We start from the raw sequence: 19,848 nt of genomic DNA on the forward strand, positions 1-19,848 counted from the left end.
GCTGGTGAGACAAAAGTGAAAAAAACAGCATCGTTTCTTTTTGCATCTGTTTTGTTTGCGAATTTGTTTTTTGGAAATTTACACGTTTTCGCCGACGCGGATCGTGCAAAAAGGGAAATTGTCCAAACAGAAGTGAAGTTTACGGATATTGACCAAACATATTGGGCTAAAAATGAAATCATGCGGCTCGTAGAAAATGGTTTGATGGATGGTTACCGTGATTTGCAATTCAGGCCAGCAGCACCGATAACTGTTGGGGAAGCAGCTAAGGTGTTTTATTTGGCGTTAAGTTTGCCGAAAGCAAGCAACGAAATTTCATTTGATGATATTGATGACGAGGATGAACAATTAAAGAATGCTGTTCGCGCTACAATCGCAGAAGGTATATTCGCCGCTAAGTCTGATCGGGTTTTTGGAGCAGATGAGCCACTTACGATAGCGAAAATGTCATCAGCGCTTAGTAAAGCCTTCAATGTCCACTTAACAAAAGAGGATCTTGTAAATATTGGTCCTTTATACAAGGATATTTTGGCTCCGGCAAAGTTAAGTAAATTGCCGACATCTGTTCAAGTTTTTGTTGAAGATCAACTGCCTGTCGATCGTGCAACTTTTGCGTTCATAGTACATCAAATATTAATGGAAAATGGCACGCTTGACAGTTTCAAGAATTATATACTATCGGACGCTGACTATTCAACAACATTCAAGCCGGTTGAAGCGACAGTTTATTTACTGAAGGTTTCCTTTGATGAGCATCCAATTTACTTGAGATCTACAGATCAAATTGTATTTGATCATCATGAACGGATTGATTATGGATATTCACGAGATAATATTTACACATATTCGGTCGGCGAGAAAGGGGCTGCTATTGAATTAACGGTACGCTCTTTCGATAATGGAGATTATTTCTTGTTTTCCAAGCTTGAAAATCCTTCCGCAAGTGAACTGCAAGTAGACGTGCTGCAAAAAGAAAACTTTGTAGATTCATACGCGTTTTACCGATTTGATCGAAATCAAATTAAAAGAAATAGTGATGATGTGTTCAATGCAGATAGGACATCCTATCCAACAGGCGTTTTACGTTTCATTAATGAGGACGGAACCGTACAGGAAAGGATGGTCGGCCAAGCGTACAGATCACGTCAATTGTCTATGGACTATGACCGTGGCGGGCGCAGCCAAATGCGTGAACTGCTGAAAGAAGAGGAAGCTTTATCATTTACAAAGATCGGGTCCACTTTTATGTCTGTTCATACGCTGCTTTCGAATGGCAATGATATTGTTGATCAATGGTATTTGAACTCGGAAAACTTGCTATTTGAAAATGACGATCATCGAGAGAATTGGATGTTGGAAAGCGCCAAATATTATAAGAAGCGTAACAGCTGGTATACAGCTTTAGGCCCATTTAATAAAATGGCGACAACGACAGAGCCGTTGCCGGAAAACGGTCAAGGGTATGGCCGAAATCTATTGTTATTAAAAGAAGATCGGGCTATGGAGCTATATCACCAGCAGCAGGATAGATATTTTGAAAACTTGATTTATAATAGCTTTGTTAATTTGCAAAATTTCCGAGGTGACAAGCCTTATTGGGAAACGGAAGTGACGAGCACCTATTTAAAAGATTTATACGGCATTACTGCACCATTTATCGATACGAGATTCAATGAGCAGATCGCACTATTTTATTACCGAAGCGGTGATGTATTCGGCATTGAGGATTATCAAGAGCCTTTGCGTAATTATGCCGACTTGTTAGCTTCTCAAAAAGAGGAAGGGCATGTCATTGTCGTAGGAGAGGATGCTTACTATATTTCCGATTATTTTCCGATCATACAAGATGTGCCAACCCATGCTTCCATGAACCATGTGCTTGGTGGCATGAATATTTTGCTTATGGCTTACAATGAGTTCGATGATGAGAAGTATTTGGAAACGGCACGCTCCATCCAAAAAGCGATCGCTATTCAAAAAGAAGACTGGCTGCGTAATAATAACGATATTTGGTACCGCATATCACCGGATCTTGACTTTAAAGGCGATGATTATAAGCATTTGACATTAGAGGACTTAATCAACTCATATAAGCTTTGGTCGGATATCGATAAAACTTTCTTACCGGTGTTAGAGGAAATGATCGAGTCGAAGGCTGCTTATTTATCCGATGAACAATTGGGATATACGACAAAGATAAAAAAAGGCTTGGAGGAGATCGGCCTACTTAAGTATTTGCCAGAAGGAGAGGAACGAACAGACGCGCTATAACTATAAAAACTGGTGAAGAAACTTATAAACGTTTCTTCACCAGTTTATTTTTTCGTTTATTTTCTTAATTTCCTTACAACGTCTTCATCGGGTGTAACAAACAATGTTTTTTGCTCGAAGTAAATGACGAATCCAGGTTTCGCACCGTTCGGCTTTTTTACGTGACGTATTTCGGTGTAGTCGACAGGAACAGAAGCGGATCCTCTCGCTTTGCTGAAGTAGGCTGAAAGAATAGCTGCTTCTTCAATCGTTTGTTTATCGGGATTTGCTTGATGGATGACTACGTGAGAGCCTGGGATGTCTTTCGTATGAAGCCATATATGATCCCGTGCAGCTGTTTTAAAAGTGACATAATCATTTTGTTTATTATTTTTTCCTACTGAAATTGGAATACCAGTAGAAGAAACGTACGCTTCTGGGGAAGGTTTTTTTGGCTTTTTCTTCTTCTTGCCCTTCCGAACGCGCATGAATCCTAATTCTGAAAGCTCATCCCTTATTTCATCTATATCTTCTGGGGATGCTTGCATCACTTGTTGTTTTACCATTTCAAAATACTGAATATCATCTGCTGCTTTTTCCAATTGTTCCGCAATCATGACTAATGCATTTTTCGCTTTTGTATAGCGGGAGTAATAGCGTTGTGCATTTTCTATGGGAGATTTTCGCGGATCAAGAGGGATGGTCACTGTAGATCCTTCTTCATAATAATTGTCGACTGTCGCTTCTAAGTCGCCTTTTTTAATGGCATAACTATTTGCTGTTAACAATTCACCATAGAGCTGGAAAGTGTCTAATTTACTTGCAGCTTTCCGTTCTTTCTCCAACTTTTCCGTCTTTAACTTCAATTTTGCAATTTCATTATCAAGCCAGCGCTCAAGGTCGGCAGCTTGCGATTTGACTCGTTCGCGTTCCGCTTTGGCAAAATATACCTTATCCAATAATTCTCCTAATGTATTAAAAGTCGCGAGCACGCGGTCAGCATATGTTAACTCTGCTGCTGAAAACAGTTCTTTTTTGCCAGATTGAGACATATTCGGTAAACGATCTCCGCCTTTAAAAGCTAATAGAAATTTTTTAAATACATCATATGCTTTTTCGTTAGGATGATTTTGTAAACGGTATAGCAGTTCTTCTCCATGTATTGGGGAAAAACCTGATAGCCGTTTTACGATGTCCTTGGCAGTAGTAAAATAAGGTAACAGCCTATTAAATTCTTGCTCATTCAACCTAAAAGGGTCGGTTTTATCTTGCGGAGGGGCAGGTATATAGGGCTGTCCCGGCAAAATTGTTCTATAACTGTTTATGGAAGGGGGCAAATGTTTCATACTATCGATAATTAAGTTTCGATCTGGATCAATTAAAAGCAAGTTGCTATGGCGCCCCATTATTTCGACGATCAATCTTCGGTTCATGTCGTCTCCGATTTCGTTTTTTGCCAGAATGTCAAATGAGATGATTCGATCATTGCCTTCTTGCCGGATTGACTGAATCGTCCCGCCTTCAAGATGCTTCCGTAAAACCATGCAGAACATCGGCGGCTCGGACGGATTCGGTATCGTCTCTTCAGTAAGCTGTACACGTGAATAGGAAGGATGGGTAGAAATAAGGAGTTTGCCATTCGTTCCCCCTGCGCGCACAACTATGACGATTTCTTGCGTATTTGGCTGGTGGATTTTTGAGATGCGTCCATTCTCAAGAAGCTGCAGCTCTTCCACCATTGCTGCTGTAAATAACCCGTCAAATGCCATGATAATTCCTCTTTCAATCGTTTTGTTCCATTTTATCATTCTATGGAGCAGTTATGTTATAATATGAGTGATTATCTGCTAAAATAATTGGAAACTTGATATTACATAAGAAGAGGGATTACATGCACAAACAACGAGGCCTTTTAATTGTTTTGTCCGGGCCGTCTGGAGTCGGCAAAGGAACAGTTAGAAAAGAACTTTTTCAGCAGCCTGACACTAATTATGAATATTCGATTTCAATGACGACAAGAAGTCCACGGACTGGCGAACAAGACGGCATCGATTATTTTTTCAAATCCCGTCAGGAATTTGAAAAGCTGATCGAAGAAGGAAAGCTATTGGAATACGCAGAGTACGTCGGAAATTACTATGGCACTCCGCTTGATTATGTCAATCAAACACTGGATGCAGGCAGGGACGTTTTCCTGGAAATTGAAGTTGTTGGCGCTGCACAAGTCCGGGAAAAAGTGCCTGATGGACTGTTCATTTTCTTGGCACCGCCAAGTCTTTCGGAATTGCAGACGCGATTGGTCGGCCGCGGTACTGAAGAAGCTGACGTTATTGCGGACAGGGTGTTAAAAGCACGGGAAGAGCTTGAAATGATGAATTTATATGATTATGTTGTTGAAAACGATGAAGTATCCAAAGCGTGTGACCGCATTAATGCGATCGTAACGGCGGAGCATTGCCGCCGTGAACGTGTTGAAAAACGCTATTTACTCATGTTGGAAGGGGAATAATTCAAATGTTATATCCATCTGTAGACTCATTAAAAAGCAAAATTGATTCGAAGTACACACTCGTCACACTAGCAGCAAAACGTGCACGAGAAATGCAAGAAACGAAAAACAATCTTCTATCGTCTTACACATCTCACAAAAATGTCGGAAAGGCATTGGAAGAAGTGGCAGCTGGCGTTTTGACGAAACAAGATCAAGATGAATCAATTATTTATGAAGATGAAATTTAATGACTGCCTTTGAAATAAGCGAATAGAGAAACAAATGATACTCCCTTAGAAGCAGATTTTCTTAGGGAGTTTGTCATTTTGGAAAGGATGATACTGTTGTTGAACAAAAAAATATTGCTCTGCGTTACAGGTGGAATTGCAGTTTACAAAGCTGTGGCGCTTGTTAGCAAGTTAACTCAGGCAGGGGCGGAAGTAAAAGTAATCATGACTTCATCTGCGAAGGAATTCGTGACACCGCTTACTTTTCAAGTGATGTCTCGAAACGATGTCTTTTTTGATACATTCGATGAAAAAGATTCTAAAGTCATTGCCCATATTGACTTAGCCGACTGGGCCGACCTCGTAATCGTTGCTCCGGCAACTGCCAATGTCATCGGCAAAATGGCGAATGGGTTAGCGGATGATATGGTAACGACAACGTTGCTGGCGACGACGGCGGAAGTGTGGATCGCTCCTGCAATGAATGTCCATATGTACGACAATGAAGCAGTGAAACGAAATATTCAAACGTTATCGGAAGATGGATTCCGTTTCATAGAACCATCAGAAGGTTATTTAGCTTGTGGATATGTCGGCAAAGGCCGATTGGAAGAGCCTGAAAAAATTGTTGAATTGGTGAGAAAGCGATTTGCGCATGAACAGCAATCATTACCGCTCAAAGGAAAGAAGGTTGTCGTTACTGCGGGGCCGACTAGGGAGAGAATCGACCCGGTCAGATATATTTCGAACTTTTCAAGTGGCAAGATGGGCTATTCAATGGCAAAAGCGGCAGCAGCATTGGGCGCTTATACCGTATTAATATCTGGTCCAGTAGAATTGGACAAGCCTGAAGGCGTACAGTTGATCAAAGTGGAAAGCGCTGCTGAGATGTTGGATGCGGTCTTATCTGAGTATGAAGATGCTTCAATCGTCATTAAATCTGCCGCTGTGGCAGATTACCGTCCGAAAGAACAGCATGCACAAAAAATGAAGAAACGGGAAGGCGATTCATCCATTGAGTTAGAGCGAACGACGGACATTTTGAAAACATTAGGTGAGATGAAAAAAAATCAAGTATTAGTCGGTTTTGCCGCGGAAACGAATGATGCAGTAGGATATGGTCAATCCAAGTTGAAAAACAAAAACTTAGATTATATTATCGTCAACGACGTAACAGATCCGAACGGCGGGTTTGGCAATGACAAGAATGTTGTTACGCTACTTTCGAAAAATGGCACGATACAACCGTTTGAACCGATGGAAAAAAATAAGCTATCTTTATTGCTCCTTGAAACAATTATGAATGAGGAAAGTGAACATAAATGATTGCTGAAGTCATTGTTGATGTATCAGCCTATCCAATTGATCGCCCATTTGACTACACGGTGCCAAACAGCATGCAATCAGTTGTGGAATGTGGATCAAGAGTTAAGGTGCCTTTCGGTCCAAGGAAGGTTTTAGGCTATATTACCGGCTTGAAGGATGAAAGTGATATCGATGAAAGGAAGTTAAAGCCGATTCATGAATTGATTGACCTTGAACCAATTCTTTCCGAGGAATTGCTCTCACTTTCCAAATGGTTGGCGAAAGAAACACTTTCTTATGAAGTCGATGCTTTGCAAGTAATGCTACCGGCAGCGATGCGGGCAAAATATGAAAAAATCGTCACTGTCATTCATCCGGAGAGAATTGATAACGGTTCATTTGCTACCTTTATTGGCAGTCGGCGACAAATCCCGTTGAAACAAGTGATGGACTCTGGCGGAGGGGCATTTGCTTCTCTACTAAAGAAATATGCTGCTGAAGGAATTGTAACCGTCGACACAACCATTACACAGAAGACAAAAGTGAAGAAAGTTCGCATGATTACAATTGCAGAATTGCAAACATTAGAGGAAGTTTCGAAATCGATTCATGCCAATGCCAAGAAGCAAGCAGAATTGATTGCTTATATGTTTGAACATGCAGGAGAGTCTGTAGAGGCGGCAAAGTTATTAAACGAATCCGCCGTTCAAAATCCTGTTTTAAAAGCGCTTATTGAGAAAGGCGCTGCTGTCGAAACATATGTGGAAGCTTACCGTGAACCGGATGAAATCCGGCTAAAAGACTCGCCGATCCCGATCGAATTGACGGACGAGCAGGCAATCGCCCTTCGCAAAATTACAGACGCTTCAGATGAAGAAAGTCCTGAAACATTTCTTTTACACGGAGTCACTGGTAGTGGCAAAACAGAAATTTATTTGCGTGCGATCAAACATGTGCTTGATAAAGGAAAAGAAGCGATTGTCTTAGTGCCAGAAATTTCATTGACGCCTCAAATGACGGTAAGGTTCAAGGAGCGATTTGGAGACTTAGTTGCAGTGATGCATAGCGGCTTGTCTGCTGGAGAGAAGTACGATGAATGGAGAAAAATTCATCGCGGTGAAGTAAAAGTCGTGGTCGGTGCAAGATCTGCAATATTCGCTCCTTTTACTAATGTAGGTTTAATCGTTTTGGACGAAGAACATGAATCTACGTATAAGCAAGAAGATACACCGCGCTATCACGCAAGGGATGTGGCAATTTGGCGCGCTCATTATGCACATTGCCCCGTTATATTAGGGAGTGCAACTCCTTCTCTTGAATCGTATGCAAGAGCTTCAAAAGGCGTATATACATTGTTGACGTTAACAAAAAGAGCGAAGCAGCAAGCGATGCCTACAGTAAATATTGTTGATATGAGAGAAGAATTAAAAGAAGGAAACAGGTCGATGTTTTCCGTCCAGTTGGCAGAAGCAATCCGAGAAAGACTTGAAAAAAAAGAGCAAACCGTCCTTTTTCTAAATAAACGAGGATTCTCCTCTTTTGTCCTGTGCCGTGATTGTGGAACTGTCGTTCAATGCCCGAATTGCGACATCTCATTAACATACCATAGATCAAACGAACAATTGAAATGCCATTATTGCGGACACGAAGAACCAGTCCCTCTCACATGCCCCGAATGCAATAGCGAGCATATCCGTTTTTTTGGAACTGGCACGCAAAAGGCAGAAGAGGAAATTGCTAAGCTTTTTCCAGAAGCGAGAGTACTTAGGATGGATGTCGATACGACAAGGCAAAAGGGATCCCATGAAAGGCTGCTCCGCCAATTCAGCGAAGGGCAGGCAGATATTTTGCTCGGTACGCAAATGATCGCTAAAGGATTGGATTTTCCGAATATCACTTTAGTTGGAGTATTAGCGGCAGATACAACTTTGCATCTTGCCGATTTCAGGGCAGCTGAAAAGACATTTCAACTGATGACGCAAGTGAGCGGCCGCGCTGGGCGCCACGATTTATTAGGAGAAGTGTTTATTCAAACGTACACTCCAGAACATTATGCGATTTATTTAGCCAAGACACAGCAGTACGAACCATTTTACCAATTGGAGATGGCAGCGAGGAAACAGTATGGTTACCCGCCTTTTTATTATATAACGCTTATTCAATTTTCCCATGAAGACTTATTGAAGGTGGCAGACTATGCGGATAAAGGGACAAGGTTTTTGAAAGAAAATCTTTCGAAAGAGACATTTATCATCGGCCCTGCCGCCGCTGCGATAAGTCGTGTGAACAATAGATATCGTTACCAATGTTTGATAAAATACAAAAAAGAGCCGAAGCTAACTGACACGCTTCAACAGCTCATTAAAATTTACCGGACGAGCTGGATGAAGGAAGGGCTGCTCATGACTGTTGATGTAGATCCTTCCCATATTTTTTAGGTGCATTTAGTGGCCTGACAAACATAGACATTTTGCAACAGAGAAAAGAGGAATTGACTTGGCTATACTTGAAATTGTAAAAAATCCTTCTCCTTTATTGACGCAGAAATGCAAAGAAGTAAAAGTTTTTGATGAAAAGCTATGTAAATTATTGGATGATATGTATGAAACGATGGTCGCTGCAGATGGCGTTGGTATTGCAGCCCCGCAGGTTGGTGAACTGCTTCGGGTTGCTATCGTAGATTTAGGTGAGGGTGATGACGTAATTGAAATGGTCAACCCTGTTGTCACCGCGATTGGAGGATCGGAAATCGATATTGAAGGATGCCTTAGCTTTCCAGGATTGTATGGGGAAGTGGAAAGACCATATTTTGTAAGAGTAGAAGCTCAGGAGCGCGATGGGTCTTTATATGAATTAGAAGCCGAAGATTATGAGGCACGTGCGATTTTACATGAGATTGACCATTTAGATGGCGTTCTGTTTGATTCGAAAATCCGCCGTATCGTCGACCCATCAGAATTGGAGCCTGCAGAGGATGAAGGGGAAGGGGGAGAAATGATATGAATCAAATTGTTTTCATGGGAACCCCTGATTTTTCAGTTCCTGTCTTGACGATGCTGCATAATGAAGGGTATAACGTGGTTGCAGTTGTCACTCAACCTGACCGTCCGGTAGGAAGAAAACGAGTATTAACACCGACACCGGTCAAAGAAGAGGCTTTGCGTCTAAATATACCTGTTTTACAGCCTGAGAAATTGAAAGGCTCGGAAGAAATGGCTCAAATTATTGAGATGAAGCCAGACTTGATCGTCACTGCTGCTTATGGACAAATATTGCCGAAAGAATTATTGGACGCTCCTGAATTAGGTTGCATCAATGTCCATGCCTCATTGCTTCCAAAATACCGCGGCGGAGCGCCGATCCATCAAGCGATTATTGATGGAGAGGCTGAAACCGGCGTGACAATCATGTATATGGTGCCAAAATTAGATGCGGGAGATATAATTTCACAAGTAGTCGTTCCGATTACGGAAGAGGATCATACGGGTTCTATGTTCGAAAAATTATCCGCAGCGGGCACTGAACTTCTAAAGGAAACATTGCCATCCATTTTCGAAAAGACGAATAAAAGGATTCCTCAAGATGAGTCTATCGTATCGTTTGCTGGAAATATTACACGTGAGCAAGAACGAATCGATTGGAATAAAGAAGGGCAAGCGATTTTCAACCAAATTCGTGGATTGTACCCGTGGCCGGGCGCATATTCTGTCTTTCAAGGGGAGAACGTGAAAATTTGGCAAGCACATAAGGTCGATGATGCAACGGATGCGGAGCCTGGAACGATCGTTTCACTCGCAAAGGACAAGATAATCGTCAAAACAGCCGATTCTACTGCAATCGCCATCACGGAACTTCAGCCAGCTGGAAAAAAGCGAATGGCTGCAAATGTTTTCTTGAATGGAGTGGGGGCGAAATGGCGTGAAGGAGAACGTTTCGAATGACACGTATGAAAAAGAAACCTTGGAATGGCAACGTAAGAGACGCGGCTTTGTCGATTCTTTTAGAGATAAATGAAAACCAAGCGTACAGCAACTTATTATTGAACCGTACCATTCAAAAATACGGACTGCCTGCAAATGATCGCGGATTGTTGACGGAGTTGACGTACGGTACATTACAGCATCGTTTAACATTGGATTATTATTTGGAGCCGTTCGTCCGTGGAAAATTAGATCCATGGGTGCGAGAATTACTAAGACTTTCCTTATATCAAATCGTTTATTTATCTAAAATTCCTTCTCATGCAGTTGTCCATGAGGCGGTCGAGATTGCAAAGAGAAGAGGGCATTCCGGAATTGCTTCGACAGTGAATGGCATTTTAAGATCAGTCCTTCGCCAAGGAGTACGGTCTGTCAATGAAATTATAGACGACGCAGAAAGAATTTCCATTGAAACGAGCCACCCTAAATGGCTGATTGATCGGTGGATTAAGCAATATGGCATGGAAGAAACAATTCAAATGGCACATGAAAATAATAACCCACCACGAATGACGGCTAGGGTTAATCGTTTAAAAGCGACAGTGGATGACGTTATCGAAGAGCTTACGGCAGAAGGGTTTACTGTTCATAAAAGCGAAGTTGTTCCAGAATGCATTCAATCGACTGCTGGAAATGTTGTCAATTCAGAAGCGTTTCGGCAAGGGCGATTAACGATACAAGATGAAAGCTCGATGTTGCCAGTCATTGCGTTAAATGCCAAACCAGGCATGAATGTCTTAGATATGTGTGCTGCACCAGGCGGCAAGACGACATTTATCGCTGAGCGTATGGGTGATGAAGGGGAAATCCATGCACATGACCTTCATGATCATAAAATTTCTTTGATCAAAGACAATGCAGAACGTTTAGGGCTACAATCAATCATCGTGAAAAGCGGAGATAGCCGTAAGTTGGATGAATTATATCCTCCGAATTCCTTTGACCGGATACTTTTGGACGCCCCTTGCAGTGGTTTGGGAGTAATCCGCCGCAAGCCTGAGATCAAATATACAAAAACAGAGCAAGATCTGAAAAACCTCTCATCCATTCAATTGGAACTGCTTGATACTGCTTATCGACTCATTAAAAATGACGGCATAATCGTCTACAGCACTTGTACGATCGAATATGCAGAAAATGAAGGTGTATTGAAGACGTTCATTGAAAAGCACCCGGACATGGAGTTGCTTCCAGTAGAGGAAGGTGACCTGAAGGATCAATTGCCTATAAAAGCGAATCCATTGCAAATTATGCCGCATCATTTCGGAAGCGATGGGTTTTTCATTGCTGCATTGCGAAAAAAGAAAGGCATATGATAGATAGAAACGAAAAGGGGGGTACAAGCGTTGCAAATTGAGGTGCTGACAGATATAGGGCGAAAGAGAACGGTCAATGAGGACAGTGCAGCGGTCTATACGCGTCCGAACGGGCCAATCTTAGCCGTTATAGCCGATGGGATGGGTGGCCATCGGGGAGGAGATTATGCAAGCTCGACAGCAGTACGCATGCTTGGTGAGGAATTCACGAACGTGAAAGGGGAAACTGTCCAGACGAAAGAAGATTGGGAAGAATGGCTGTATGAGTCCGTTATCCATGTAAACTTGACGCTTTTCGAGACGGCACAAAATGATGAAGAGTTCAAAGGCATGGGCACAACGATAGACGCCGCTTTAATGCTTGGAAATGAACTGATCGTTTTGCATATAGGTGACAGCCGTGTTTATACGGTTGACAAAGAACAGATCATTCAAATTACAAAAGATCATTCCTTCGTCAACGCCCTATTAGACTCCGGAGAAATTACGGAAGAAGAGGCTGCAAGCCATCCTCAAAGAAATTGGATTATGCGAGCTTTAGGTTCGGAAAAGACAATTAGGCCGGATCTTCATAAGTTTGAATTGAAAAAAGGCATGTATTTATTAATTTGCACAGATGGACTAACGAATAAATTGGATAATGAAATGATCAAGGAAGTAATCTTGGCTGAAGATGGTTTGAAAAGCAAGGCAGCCAAACTGATTCACATGGCGAATGAGCTTGGCGGAGAAGATAATATTTCCGTTATCTTGGCTGGGCCTGCAGATACGGAGGTGAGTGAATTTTGATCGGAAAAAGGATCGATGGCCGCTATGAGATTATTCGAGGCATCGGAGAAGGCGGTATGTCCAAAGTTTACCTTGCCCATGACGTCATTTTGGATCGTGATGTAGCGATTAAAGTATTGGATTATGATTTCGCCAATGAAGAAGATTTAAAGCGCAGATTCCAGCGAGAAGCTCTTTCTGCTACAAGCTTGACACATCCGCATATTGTCAATATTTTTGATGTTGGTGAAGACGAGGAACTACATTATTTAGTAATGGAATATATTGAAGGACAAACATTGAAAAAGTACATCCAGACGAATGGTCCAATACCTGTCGTCCAGGCTGCAAAAATTATGAGGCAATTGGTGTCAGCAATTGCAAATGCCCATCATAATGGAATTATCCACCGAGACGTAAAACCGCAAAATATATTGATGGATCACGAAGGGAACGTAAAAATTACGGACTTTGGGATTGCAATGGCATTAAGTGCTACCGCCCATACTAAAACAAATTCTGTAATCGGAACGGTTCATTACTTATCTCCTGAACAAGCACGAGGAGGCATGGCTACAAAAAAATCGGATATTTATTCATTGGGGATCGTTTTTTATGAGCTATTAACTGGAGAATTGCCGTTTTCTGCGGAAACTGCTGTAGCCATTGCATTGAAGCATTTACAGGAGGAAACGCCATCCGTCCGATTGAAATATCCGGAAATACCTCAAAGTGTTGAAAACGTCATTTTAAAGGCGACTGCGAAAAATGCAGCAGACAGATATCAATCCGCGGATGAAATGTACGATGATTTATTGACTGTATTATCTCCCGAAAGAGCCCATGAAGAAAAATTTACGATTCAGTACGATGATGATAGAACGAGAATAATTCCTGCGATTACAGAACCGATTGAAAGCACTTCAAGTGCGGATACGACTAAGATTATGGATCCTATATTGCCGAAACCGGAAGAAGAGAGCAAAAAAGGAAAGAAAGATAAAAAAACAAAAAAGAAGCGAAAAAAATGGCCAATTATCGTAGGCGTCTTTGCCTTTCTGTTAGTTGCTATTCTACTCATGGCACTGTTGCCTTCATTATTAGGCCCTAAACAAGCGATTGTACCGGATGTTATTGGCATGGATGAAGCCGAAGCAGTTGATCTTCTTGAAGAAAGAGATTTTGAAGTAGAGAAAGTCGAAGAACCTTCCGATGAGTACGAAGCTGGAAAAGTATTTAGGACAAGTCCAGAAGCTGATAAAAAACGGGACAAAGGCTCGGTCGTCACCTACTATGTCAGCACAGGAAAAGAAAAAATGGTATTGGATAATTATACGGACCGTGACTTTGATACAACCGCAGCTACTTTAGCAAGATACTTCAAGTCAATTGATTCCAAAGGTGTGTATTCGGATAAACCGAAAGGAACTATTTTGGAACAAGATCCAGAGGAAGGCTCAGAAGTAATACCCGAAGAAACGGATTTACTGTTCACAATCAGTATTGGAAAAGAAATGAAAACACTTGCCAATTTGTCGAATTATACGAAGAGCCAAGTGGACGCTTATGCAAAGTCATCTGGATTCGACATAAGAAGTGCTGGGGAAGAATACCACGATTCGGTGCCTGCAGGCAATGTAATCCGACAAAGCCCGTCTCCAAATTCAGAAATTGAAAAAGGATCGACAGTGGAAGTCGTATTTTCAAAGGGCAAAGAGAAAAAGCCGACGAAGATGGTCGTGAAGACGATTGATATTTTGTATGAACCGGAACCGGTTATCGATGATGAAGGCTGGACGAGCTATGAACCGCAAACCATTCGGATTTATATTCAAGATAAGAACCATTCAATGACGGATCCTGTTGAGGAATTCACGATTACTGAAAATACAGTGAAACGGATTACGATCGAGTTGGAAGAAGGCCAGCGCGGCGGTTATCGAATCATGAGAGATTCAACCGTATATAAAGAAGATACCTTCAACTATGAAGATGGCGATTAAGAAAGAGGGATTGGATGCCGGAAGGACAAATTAGAAAAGCGCTTAGCGGGTTTTATTATGTAAAACAGGATGGGGCATGGATTCCGTGTAAAGGAAGAGGAGTGTTTAGAAAGCGCGGTATCTCTCCTCTTGTCGGCGATTATGTAACGTATACCAGGGATGGTGATAATGATGCAACCATTACGGAAGTACATGTCAGGAAAAACGAATTAGTTAGACCGCCGATTGCTAATATCGATCAGGCACTATTAGTTTTCTCTTTAGTGGAACCAGATTTCAGTGCACATCTATTAGATAGATTCATTGCTGTCATCGAGTCGGTCGGTATTCGTCCGATTATCTGCCTGACGAAAATTGATCTTGCTGAAGAGGAAGATTTGCATCGATCTGATCGAATGATGAGCTACTATCAAAAAATTGGCTATGATGTTATAAAGACGTTCGTAGATGACTCATCTTTGTCTGAACAGCTGAAACCATTTCTTGCTGGTAAAACGACTGTGTTAGCTGGTCAATCAGGCGTTGGCAAATCAACTTTGTTAAACACGCTCATTCCTGAACTAAGCTTGAAAACTGGAGAAATTTCAGAAGCATTAGGGAGGGGACGCCATACGACGAGGCATGTTGAATTAATTGAAGTAGGAGACGGCCTTGTCGCGGATACGCCGGGATTTAGCTCTCTTGATTTCGATCATGTAGAGAAAGAGGAGCTGCGAGACACTTTCATTGAAATGGCCGAAACAGCACATGAATGCAAGTTTAGAGGATGCCTTCATTTGAAAGAACCGGGATGTGCCGTGAAGGAGAAAGTGGAAACAGGTGAAATTCTTCCTCACCGCTATGAACATTATGTTCAGTTTTTGAAAGAAATTATTGACCGAAAGCCGAGGTATCCGAAAAATGATTAAAATTGCACCATCTATCCTGTCTGCAGATTTTGCAAAATTGGCGGATGAAGTGAAAGAAGTCGAAGCAGCTGGAGCTGATTGGATTCATATTGACGTAATGGATGGCCATTTTGTGCCAAATATTACATTAGGGCCTGTTGTAGTAGAAGCTTTACGTCCTGTGACGGAATTGCCGTTGGACGTACATTTAATGATCGAAAATCCAGATGCCTATATTGAACAATTTGCTAAAGCGGGTGCAGATTATATTACTGTACATGTTGAGGCTTGCAAGCATTTGCATAGAACAATTCAATTGATTCGTTCATATGGCGTAAAGCCTGGCGTTGTGTTAAATCCGCATACACCAGTTGAAATGATCTATCATGTGTTGGAAGACATAGACTTAGTTCTGTTTATGACAGTTAATCCAGGCTTTGGCGGACAAAAATTTATTCATCAAGTATTGCCGAAAGTGAAGCAACTGTCAGAACATCTTAAAGAAAACGGCTTGTCGATTGATATTGAAATCGATGGTGGTGTAAATGAAGAAACGATCAAGCCTTGCGTAGAAGCGGGCGCTAACGTATTCGTTGCAGGCTCTGCAATTTATAATGCAAAGGATCGAAAAGAAGCTTTACAGAATATAAAAAAATCCGGGGAAAGCGTGTTGGCATAATGTTGGCAAAGACTGTATTAGTTTGTGCGGGAGGACCGCCAGAAGAAATTCCCGATTTGATAGAGTATATCAATGATGAAACGGTCTTTATCGGTGCAGATCGCGGAGCGCTGCATTTATTGAACCAATCAATCATTCCGCATGAAGCAGTCGGTGATTTTGATTCGGTAAGTGAAGAAGAACTGCGAATTATAAATATTGCAGTCAATCAGATGAGTGCTTATCAGGCCGAGAAAGATGAAACGGATACAGAACTTGCGATTAAACAAGCTATAACGTATGAACCTGATGAAATTATTCTTACAGGTGTTTCTGCGGGGAGATTCGATCATATGCAGTCTGCGCTCCATTTAATGTACAGAATGCAATCGATGCATGGACGCATCCGGTTTCGAATCATTAACCGATTCAATGAGCTCTCATTTTTGTTTCCAGGAGTGCATAGAATAAAAAAGAAAGTGCAATTTCCGTACATTTCGTTTTTCCCTTTCGGAGAAGATGTTACGAACTTAACGTTGACGGGTTTCAAATATGAGACAGTTAATGCATTGATGAAGAACGGGGCGACGATGTTTACAAGCAATGAACCAATTGCAGAAGTTTGTACTATCTCATTTCGCAAAGGCATATGCTTAATGGTAAGGAGTTCAGATTCCTGAAAGGAGCGGGGAATTGCGAGTCTATACATTTACGATGCCGAAGTTTCTCAGTAGTTTTGTGCGCAAGTGCATGGTTGTTTTCCAAAAGGACGGGAAGCCTAAAAGCAGCCAAGCAGCTGTCAGTCAGCGGAACCGCAAAAGAAAAAAAGATAAAACGTCAGGCTGATCAACGTCAGCCTGACGTTTTGCTTTTATAAAAATAAAAGCCTTGCCTGTCCGCTGGTTGAAACTGGACAGGCAAGGTTTATTCAATACGCCATATACATTCGGACGGTCGGTGGTTTTGCGCAACGGGCGTCCTAAATGAACGCCCAACAGGAAGTTATACGCGTTGTACTTTACCTGATTTAAGCGCTCTTGCAGATACCCATACACGTTTCGGTTTACCGTTAACAAGAATACGGACTTTTTGGAGGTTCGCACCCCAAGTACGTCTGTTAGCATTCATTGCGTGTGAACGGGCATTCCCGGAACGTGCTTTACGACCCGTAATAACACATTGTTTAGCCATTTTATGACCTCCTCGCTATTGTTGATTAAGCGATTCACTTTATCATTCGCATACCATAATACTTTATCACACGAGTTTAGGTGTTGCAACCTTTTTCGAATGCCTTTCAAGTATTTTTCCTTTACAATGAAACATCGATTTAAGGCACTTCCGCTTTTCTATTGTCCAGTCTTCAGGTGGCAGCTGCTCGGGTCGCTTCGGTCATAAGGATAAAGGCAGAAAGCGCCTTTACCTTACGGCCTCCAGCGCCTGTCGCAGCTAAGCGCCACCTTCCGCTTTTCCTTTTCCAGTCTCCAGTGCCCTGCGCCTATCGAACTTCAAAGCTGAAACGTAAGACAAAGAGCGTCTTTCGTTTCAGCTTCTCCAGTTCGTACGGCGCAAAACGGTCACTTCCGCTTTTCTATTGTCCAGTCTCCAGGTGGCAGCTGCTCGGGTCGCTTCGGTCATAAGGATAAATGCAGAAAGCGCCTTTACCTTACGGCCTCCAGCGCCTGTCGCAGCTAAGCGCCACCTTCCGCTTTTCTATTATCATTGTGTATAGTACAATGAGGGGAGTGAACAAGGATGCAGGAGGGGAAGCAATATGTCAATCGAAATGAAAAACGATTACGGTAAAATAGATATTACGAATGATGTGATTGCCCAAGTGGTCGGAGAAGCTGCGATCGAATGCTATGGTGTTGTAGGCATGGCATCGAGACATCAAATTCGTGACGGTCTGACTGAAATTCTTCGTAAAGAGAATTATGGCAAAGGTGTCATCGTTCGCAATATTGGAGATGAAACACATATTGATATGTATGTGATTGTCGGCTACGGTACGAAAATATCCGAAGTTGCTTACCAAGTGCAATCCAAAGTGATGTACACATTGAAAAAGACATTATCGTTAACGGTGGATTCAGTGAATATATTTGTTCAAGGGGTTCGGGTGACGAATTGATTGAAGGAGGAAAACTTTTCAATGAATGCTATTGATGGTTTGAAATTTGCGGACATGGTGAGAATGGGTGCACATCATTTGCACCAAAATGCAGACTATGTCGATTCATTAAACGTGTTTCCAGTACCCGATGGTGATACAGGAACAAATATGAACCTGTCCATGACTTCTGGCGCGAAAGAGACGGAGGCGCATGCTCAGCCGCATTTGGGTAAAACAGCGCAAGCTCTTTCAAAAGGATTGCTCATGGGAGCTCGCGGGAATTCAGGGGTCATCTTATCCCAATTATTCCGTGGCTTCGGAAAAGCGGTCGAAAACGAAGCCGAATTAAACAGCAGAAAATTTGCTGCTGCTTTGCAATATGGAGTTGAAACAGCATATAAGGCTGTTATGAAACCTGTTGAAGGAACGATTTTAACAGTTGCCAAAGACGCTTCTAAAGCAGGTGTAGAAAAAGCGGGACAAACTGATGATGTCATTGCAGTGATGGAAGCTGTTGTGAAAGAATCGATCGCTTCTTTAAAAAGAACACCGGATTTATTGCCGGTATTGAAAGAAGTAGGTGTCGTCGATAGCGGTGGTCAAGGCCTCGTTTATGTATATGAAGGCTTTTTAGCATGTTTAAAAGGGGAAGCGCTTCCTGAACGTTCATCTGTAGAGTCGATGGATGAACTCGTAAACGCTGAGCATCACCGCGGTGTTCAAGGATTTATGAATACGGAAGATATCGTATTCGGCTACTGCACAGAGTTCATGGTGAAGTTTGAAGACGAAAAAGTGAAAAAGCACCCGTTTGATGAAAGTGCTTTCCGCGAGGACTTAAGCAAATTAGGAGATTCGTTGCTAGTCATTTCGGATGATGAAATAGCTAAAGTACATATTCATACCGAACAGCCTGGAGAAGCATTGAATTATGGGCAGAAATTCGGCTCGCTCATAAATATGAAAATTGAAAATATGCGTGAACAGCATATTGCAATCGTCGGTAAAAATCATCATACTAAACCTTCAGTTGATAAAAAGGACAAGCATCCATATGCAGTCGTCACAGTAGCAATGGGGCCCGGAGTGGCAGATCTGCTAAGGAGTATAGGAGCATCTGTCGTTATTGAAGGCGGACAGACGATGAACCCATCAACAGAAGATATTGTAAAGGCGATTCAGGATGTAGAAGCTGAAAAAGTCATTATCCTTCCAAATAATAAAAATATTGTAATGGCTGCAAACCAAGCGGCTGAAGTTTTGGATATCGATGCGGCAGTCGTTCCTACAAAATCGATACCAGAAGGTTTGGCAGCAATATTAGCTTTCAATCCGGAAGCGACTGTAGAAGAAAACAGCCGTGTTATGTCTGAAGCTTCATCTCAAGTGAAGACAGGTCAAATCACTTATTCAATTAGAGATACATCTATCGATGGAATCGATATTCAGAAGGGCGACTTTATGGGGCTTTCGGGCAGCAAAATTATCGTATCCAACCCTTCGCTCGACGACGTCATGAAAACGTTGATCGATTCGCTAATAGATGAAGATGATGAAATAATTACAATCATTTATGGAGAAGATGTAAGTGAAGAACAAGCTGAAGCAATGGCAAATTACATTGAACAACAGCATGATCATATGGAAGTTGAGCTATACAACGGCAAACAACCACTATATCCTTTCATCCTATCGGTTGAATAAAAAACACGTCCTTTGAGACGTGTCAGACTGTAGACAAAGTATCTTTTTACTTTGTCTACAGTCCTTTTAAGGTTTGAGTCATGAGATAGGTGTTTGCCTATCTTGGCTTGAAAACGCTTGTCGAGGAAGGCAACCTCAGAACG

18 protein-coding genes are annotated in these 19,848 nt (G+C 42.0%); 16 read left to right on the top strand and 2 right to left on the bottom strand.

What is annotated here, in order from left to right; all coding sequences use genetic code 11:
* Window positions 1-15 precede the first annotated feature (15 nt).
* The gene (locus WFH04_RS05470; RefSeq protein WP_336823058.1) at window positions 16-2,271 is read left to right on the top strand and encodes an S-layer homology domain-containing protein; all 2,256 of its coding nucleotides are present in this window, start codon (window positions 16-18) and stop codon (window positions 2,269-2,271) included.
* Between the two features lie 56 nt (window positions 2,272-2,327).
* On the opposite strand, the gene WFH04_RS05475 is transcribed toward WFH04_RS05470, so the two are convergent.
* The gene (locus WFH04_RS05475) at window positions 2,328-4,019 is read right to left on the bottom strand and encodes an Rqc2 family fibronectin-binding protein (protein ID WP_336823059.1); all 1,692 of its coding nucleotides are present in this window, start codon (window positions 4,017-4,019) and stop codon (window positions 2,328-2,330) included.
* A gap of 122 nt (window positions 4,020-4,141) precedes the next feature.
* On the opposite strand from WFH04_RS05475, the gene gmk reads away from it, so the two are divergent.
* The 13 genes from gmk (at window position 4,142) to spoVM (ending at window position 16,731) form a co-directional block, all read left to right on the top strand.
* Window positions 4,142-4,759, top strand: a complete 618-nt coding sequence (gene gmk, locus WFH04_RS05480) for a guanylate kinase (RefSeq protein ID WP_336823060.1) — start codon at window positions 4,142-4,144, stop codon at window positions 4,757-4,759.
* A gap of 5 nt (window positions 4,760-4,764) precedes the next feature.
* Window positions 4,765-4,989 carry a DNA-directed RNA polymerase subunit omega gene (gene rpoZ, locus WFH04_RS05485; protein WP_336823061.1) on the top strand — a complete coding sequence of 75 codons (225 nt, stop codon included), beginning with the start codon at window positions 4,765-4,767 and terminating at the stop codon, window positions 4,987-4,989.
* 93 nt (window positions 4,990-5,082) lie between these two features.
* A complete protein-coding gene (coaBC, locus tag WFH04_RS05490) occupies window positions 5,083-6,294 on the top strand; it encodes a bifunctional phosphopantothenoylcysteine decarboxylase/phosphopantothenate--cysteine ligase CoaBC (protein WP_336823087.1) in 1,212 nt (403 codons plus the stop codon).
* On the top strand, window positions 6,291-8,711 hold the full coding sequence (gene priA, locus WFH04_RS05495) for a primosomal protein N' (protein WP_336823062.1): 2,421 nt from the start codon (window positions 6,291-6,293) through the stop codon (window positions 8,709-8,711). The genes coaBC and priA overlap by 4 nt, the downstream gene beginning before the upstream one ends.
* 58 nt (window positions 8,712-8,769) lie before the next feature.
* Window positions 8,770-9,276 carry a peptide deformylase gene (gene def, locus WFH04_RS05500; protein ID WP_336823063.1) on the top strand — a complete coding sequence of 169 codons (507 nt, stop codon included), beginning with the start codon at window positions 8,770-8,772 and terminating at the stop codon, window positions 9,274-9,276.
* The gene (gene fmt / locus WFH04_RS05505; protein ID WP_336823064.1) at window positions 9,273-10,214 is read left to right on the top strand and encodes a methionyl-tRNA formyltransferase; all 942 of its coding nucleotides are present in this window, start codon (window positions 9,273-9,275) and stop codon (window positions 10,212-10,214) included. Before def ends, fmt begins: the two co-directional genes overlap by 4 nt.
* The gene (gene rsmB / locus WFH04_RS05510; protein WP_408020171.1) at window positions 10,211-11,569 is read left to right on the top strand and encodes a 16S rRNA (cytosine(967)-C(5))-methyltransferase RsmB; all 1,359 of its coding nucleotides are present in this window, start codon (window positions 10,211-10,213) and stop codon (window positions 11,567-11,569) included. Before fmt ends, rsmB begins: the two co-directional genes overlap by 4 nt.
* Before the next feature lie 30 nt (window positions 11,570-11,599).
* Window positions 11,600-12,358 carry a Stp1/IreP family PP2C-type Ser/Thr phosphatase gene (locus WFH04_RS05515; RefSeq protein ID WP_336823065.1) on the top strand — a complete coding sequence of 253 codons (759 nt, stop codon included), beginning with the start codon at window positions 11,600-11,602 and terminating at the stop codon, window positions 12,356-12,358.
* Window positions 12,352-14,340, top strand: a complete 1,989-nt coding sequence (gene pknB, locus WFH04_RS05520; RefSeq protein WP_336823089.1) for a Stk1 family PASTA domain-containing Ser/Thr kinase — start codon at window positions 12,352-12,354, stop codon at window positions 14,338-14,340. Before WFH04_RS05515 ends, pknB begins: the two co-directional genes overlap by 7 nt.
* Window positions 14,341-14,354: 14 nt before the next feature.
* Window positions 14,355-15,248, top strand: coding sequence for a ribosome small subunit-dependent GTPase A (rsgA, locus tag WFH04_RS05525; RefSeq protein WP_336823066.1), 894 nt, complete (start codon window positions 14,355-14,357; stop codon window positions 15,246-15,248).
* Window positions 15,241-15,906, top strand: coding sequence for a ribulose-phosphate 3-epimerase (gene rpe / locus WFH04_RS05530; protein ID WP_336823067.1), 666 nt, complete (start codon window positions 15,241-15,243; stop codon window positions 15,904-15,906). The genes rsgA and rpe overlap by 8 nt, the downstream gene beginning before the upstream one ends.
* Window positions 15,906-16,565 carry a thiamine diphosphokinase gene (locus WFH04_RS05535; RefSeq protein WP_336823068.1) on the top strand — a complete coding sequence of 220 codons (660 nt, stop codon included), beginning with the start codon at window positions 15,906-15,908 and terminating at the stop codon, window positions 16,563-16,565. Before rpe ends, WFH04_RS05535 begins: the two co-directional genes overlap by 1 nt.
* Window positions 16,566-16,578: 13 nt before the next feature.
* Window positions 16,579-16,731: a stage V sporulation protein SpoVM gene (gene spoVM / locus WFH04_RS05540; protein ID WP_336823069.1), complete on the top strand. Its 153-nt coding sequence runs from the start codon at window positions 16,579-16,581 to the stop codon at window positions 16,729-16,731.
* Window positions 16,732-16,887: 156 nt separating this feature from the next.
* On the opposite strand, the gene rpmB is transcribed toward spoVM, so the two are convergent.
* The gene (rpmB, locus tag WFH04_RS05545) at window positions 16,888-17,076 is read right to left on the bottom strand and encodes a 50S ribosomal protein L28 (RefSeq protein ID WP_336823070.1); all 189 of its coding nucleotides are present in this window, start codon (window positions 17,074-17,076) and stop codon (window positions 16,888-16,890) included.
* Window positions 17,077-17,659: 583 nt separating this feature from the next.
* On the opposite strand from rpmB, the gene WFH04_RS05550 reads away from it, so the two are divergent.
* Together WFH04_RS05550 and WFH04_RS05555 are read left to right on the top strand one after the other, a co-directional pair.
* Window positions 17,660-18,019 (top strand): Asp23/Gls24 family envelope stress response protein, encoded by a 360-nt coding sequence (locus WFH04_RS05550; protein WP_336823071.1) that lies wholly within the window; start codon window positions 17,660-17,662, stop codon window positions 18,017-18,019.
* Window positions 18,020-18,040: 21 nt separating this feature from the next.
* On the top strand, window positions 18,041-19,705 hold the full coding sequence (locus WFH04_RS05555) for a DAK2 domain-containing protein (RefSeq protein WP_336823072.1): 1,665 nt from the start codon (window positions 18,041-18,043) through the stop codon (window positions 19,703-19,705).
* Window positions 19,706-19,848: the final 143 nt, after the last annotated feature.

It is taken from the genome of Sporosarcina sp. USHLN248, from assembly GCF_037144575.1.
GTDB classification, from domain to species: Bacteria; Bacillota; Bacilli; order Bacillales_A; family Planococcaceae; genus Sporosarcina; species Sporosarcina contaminans.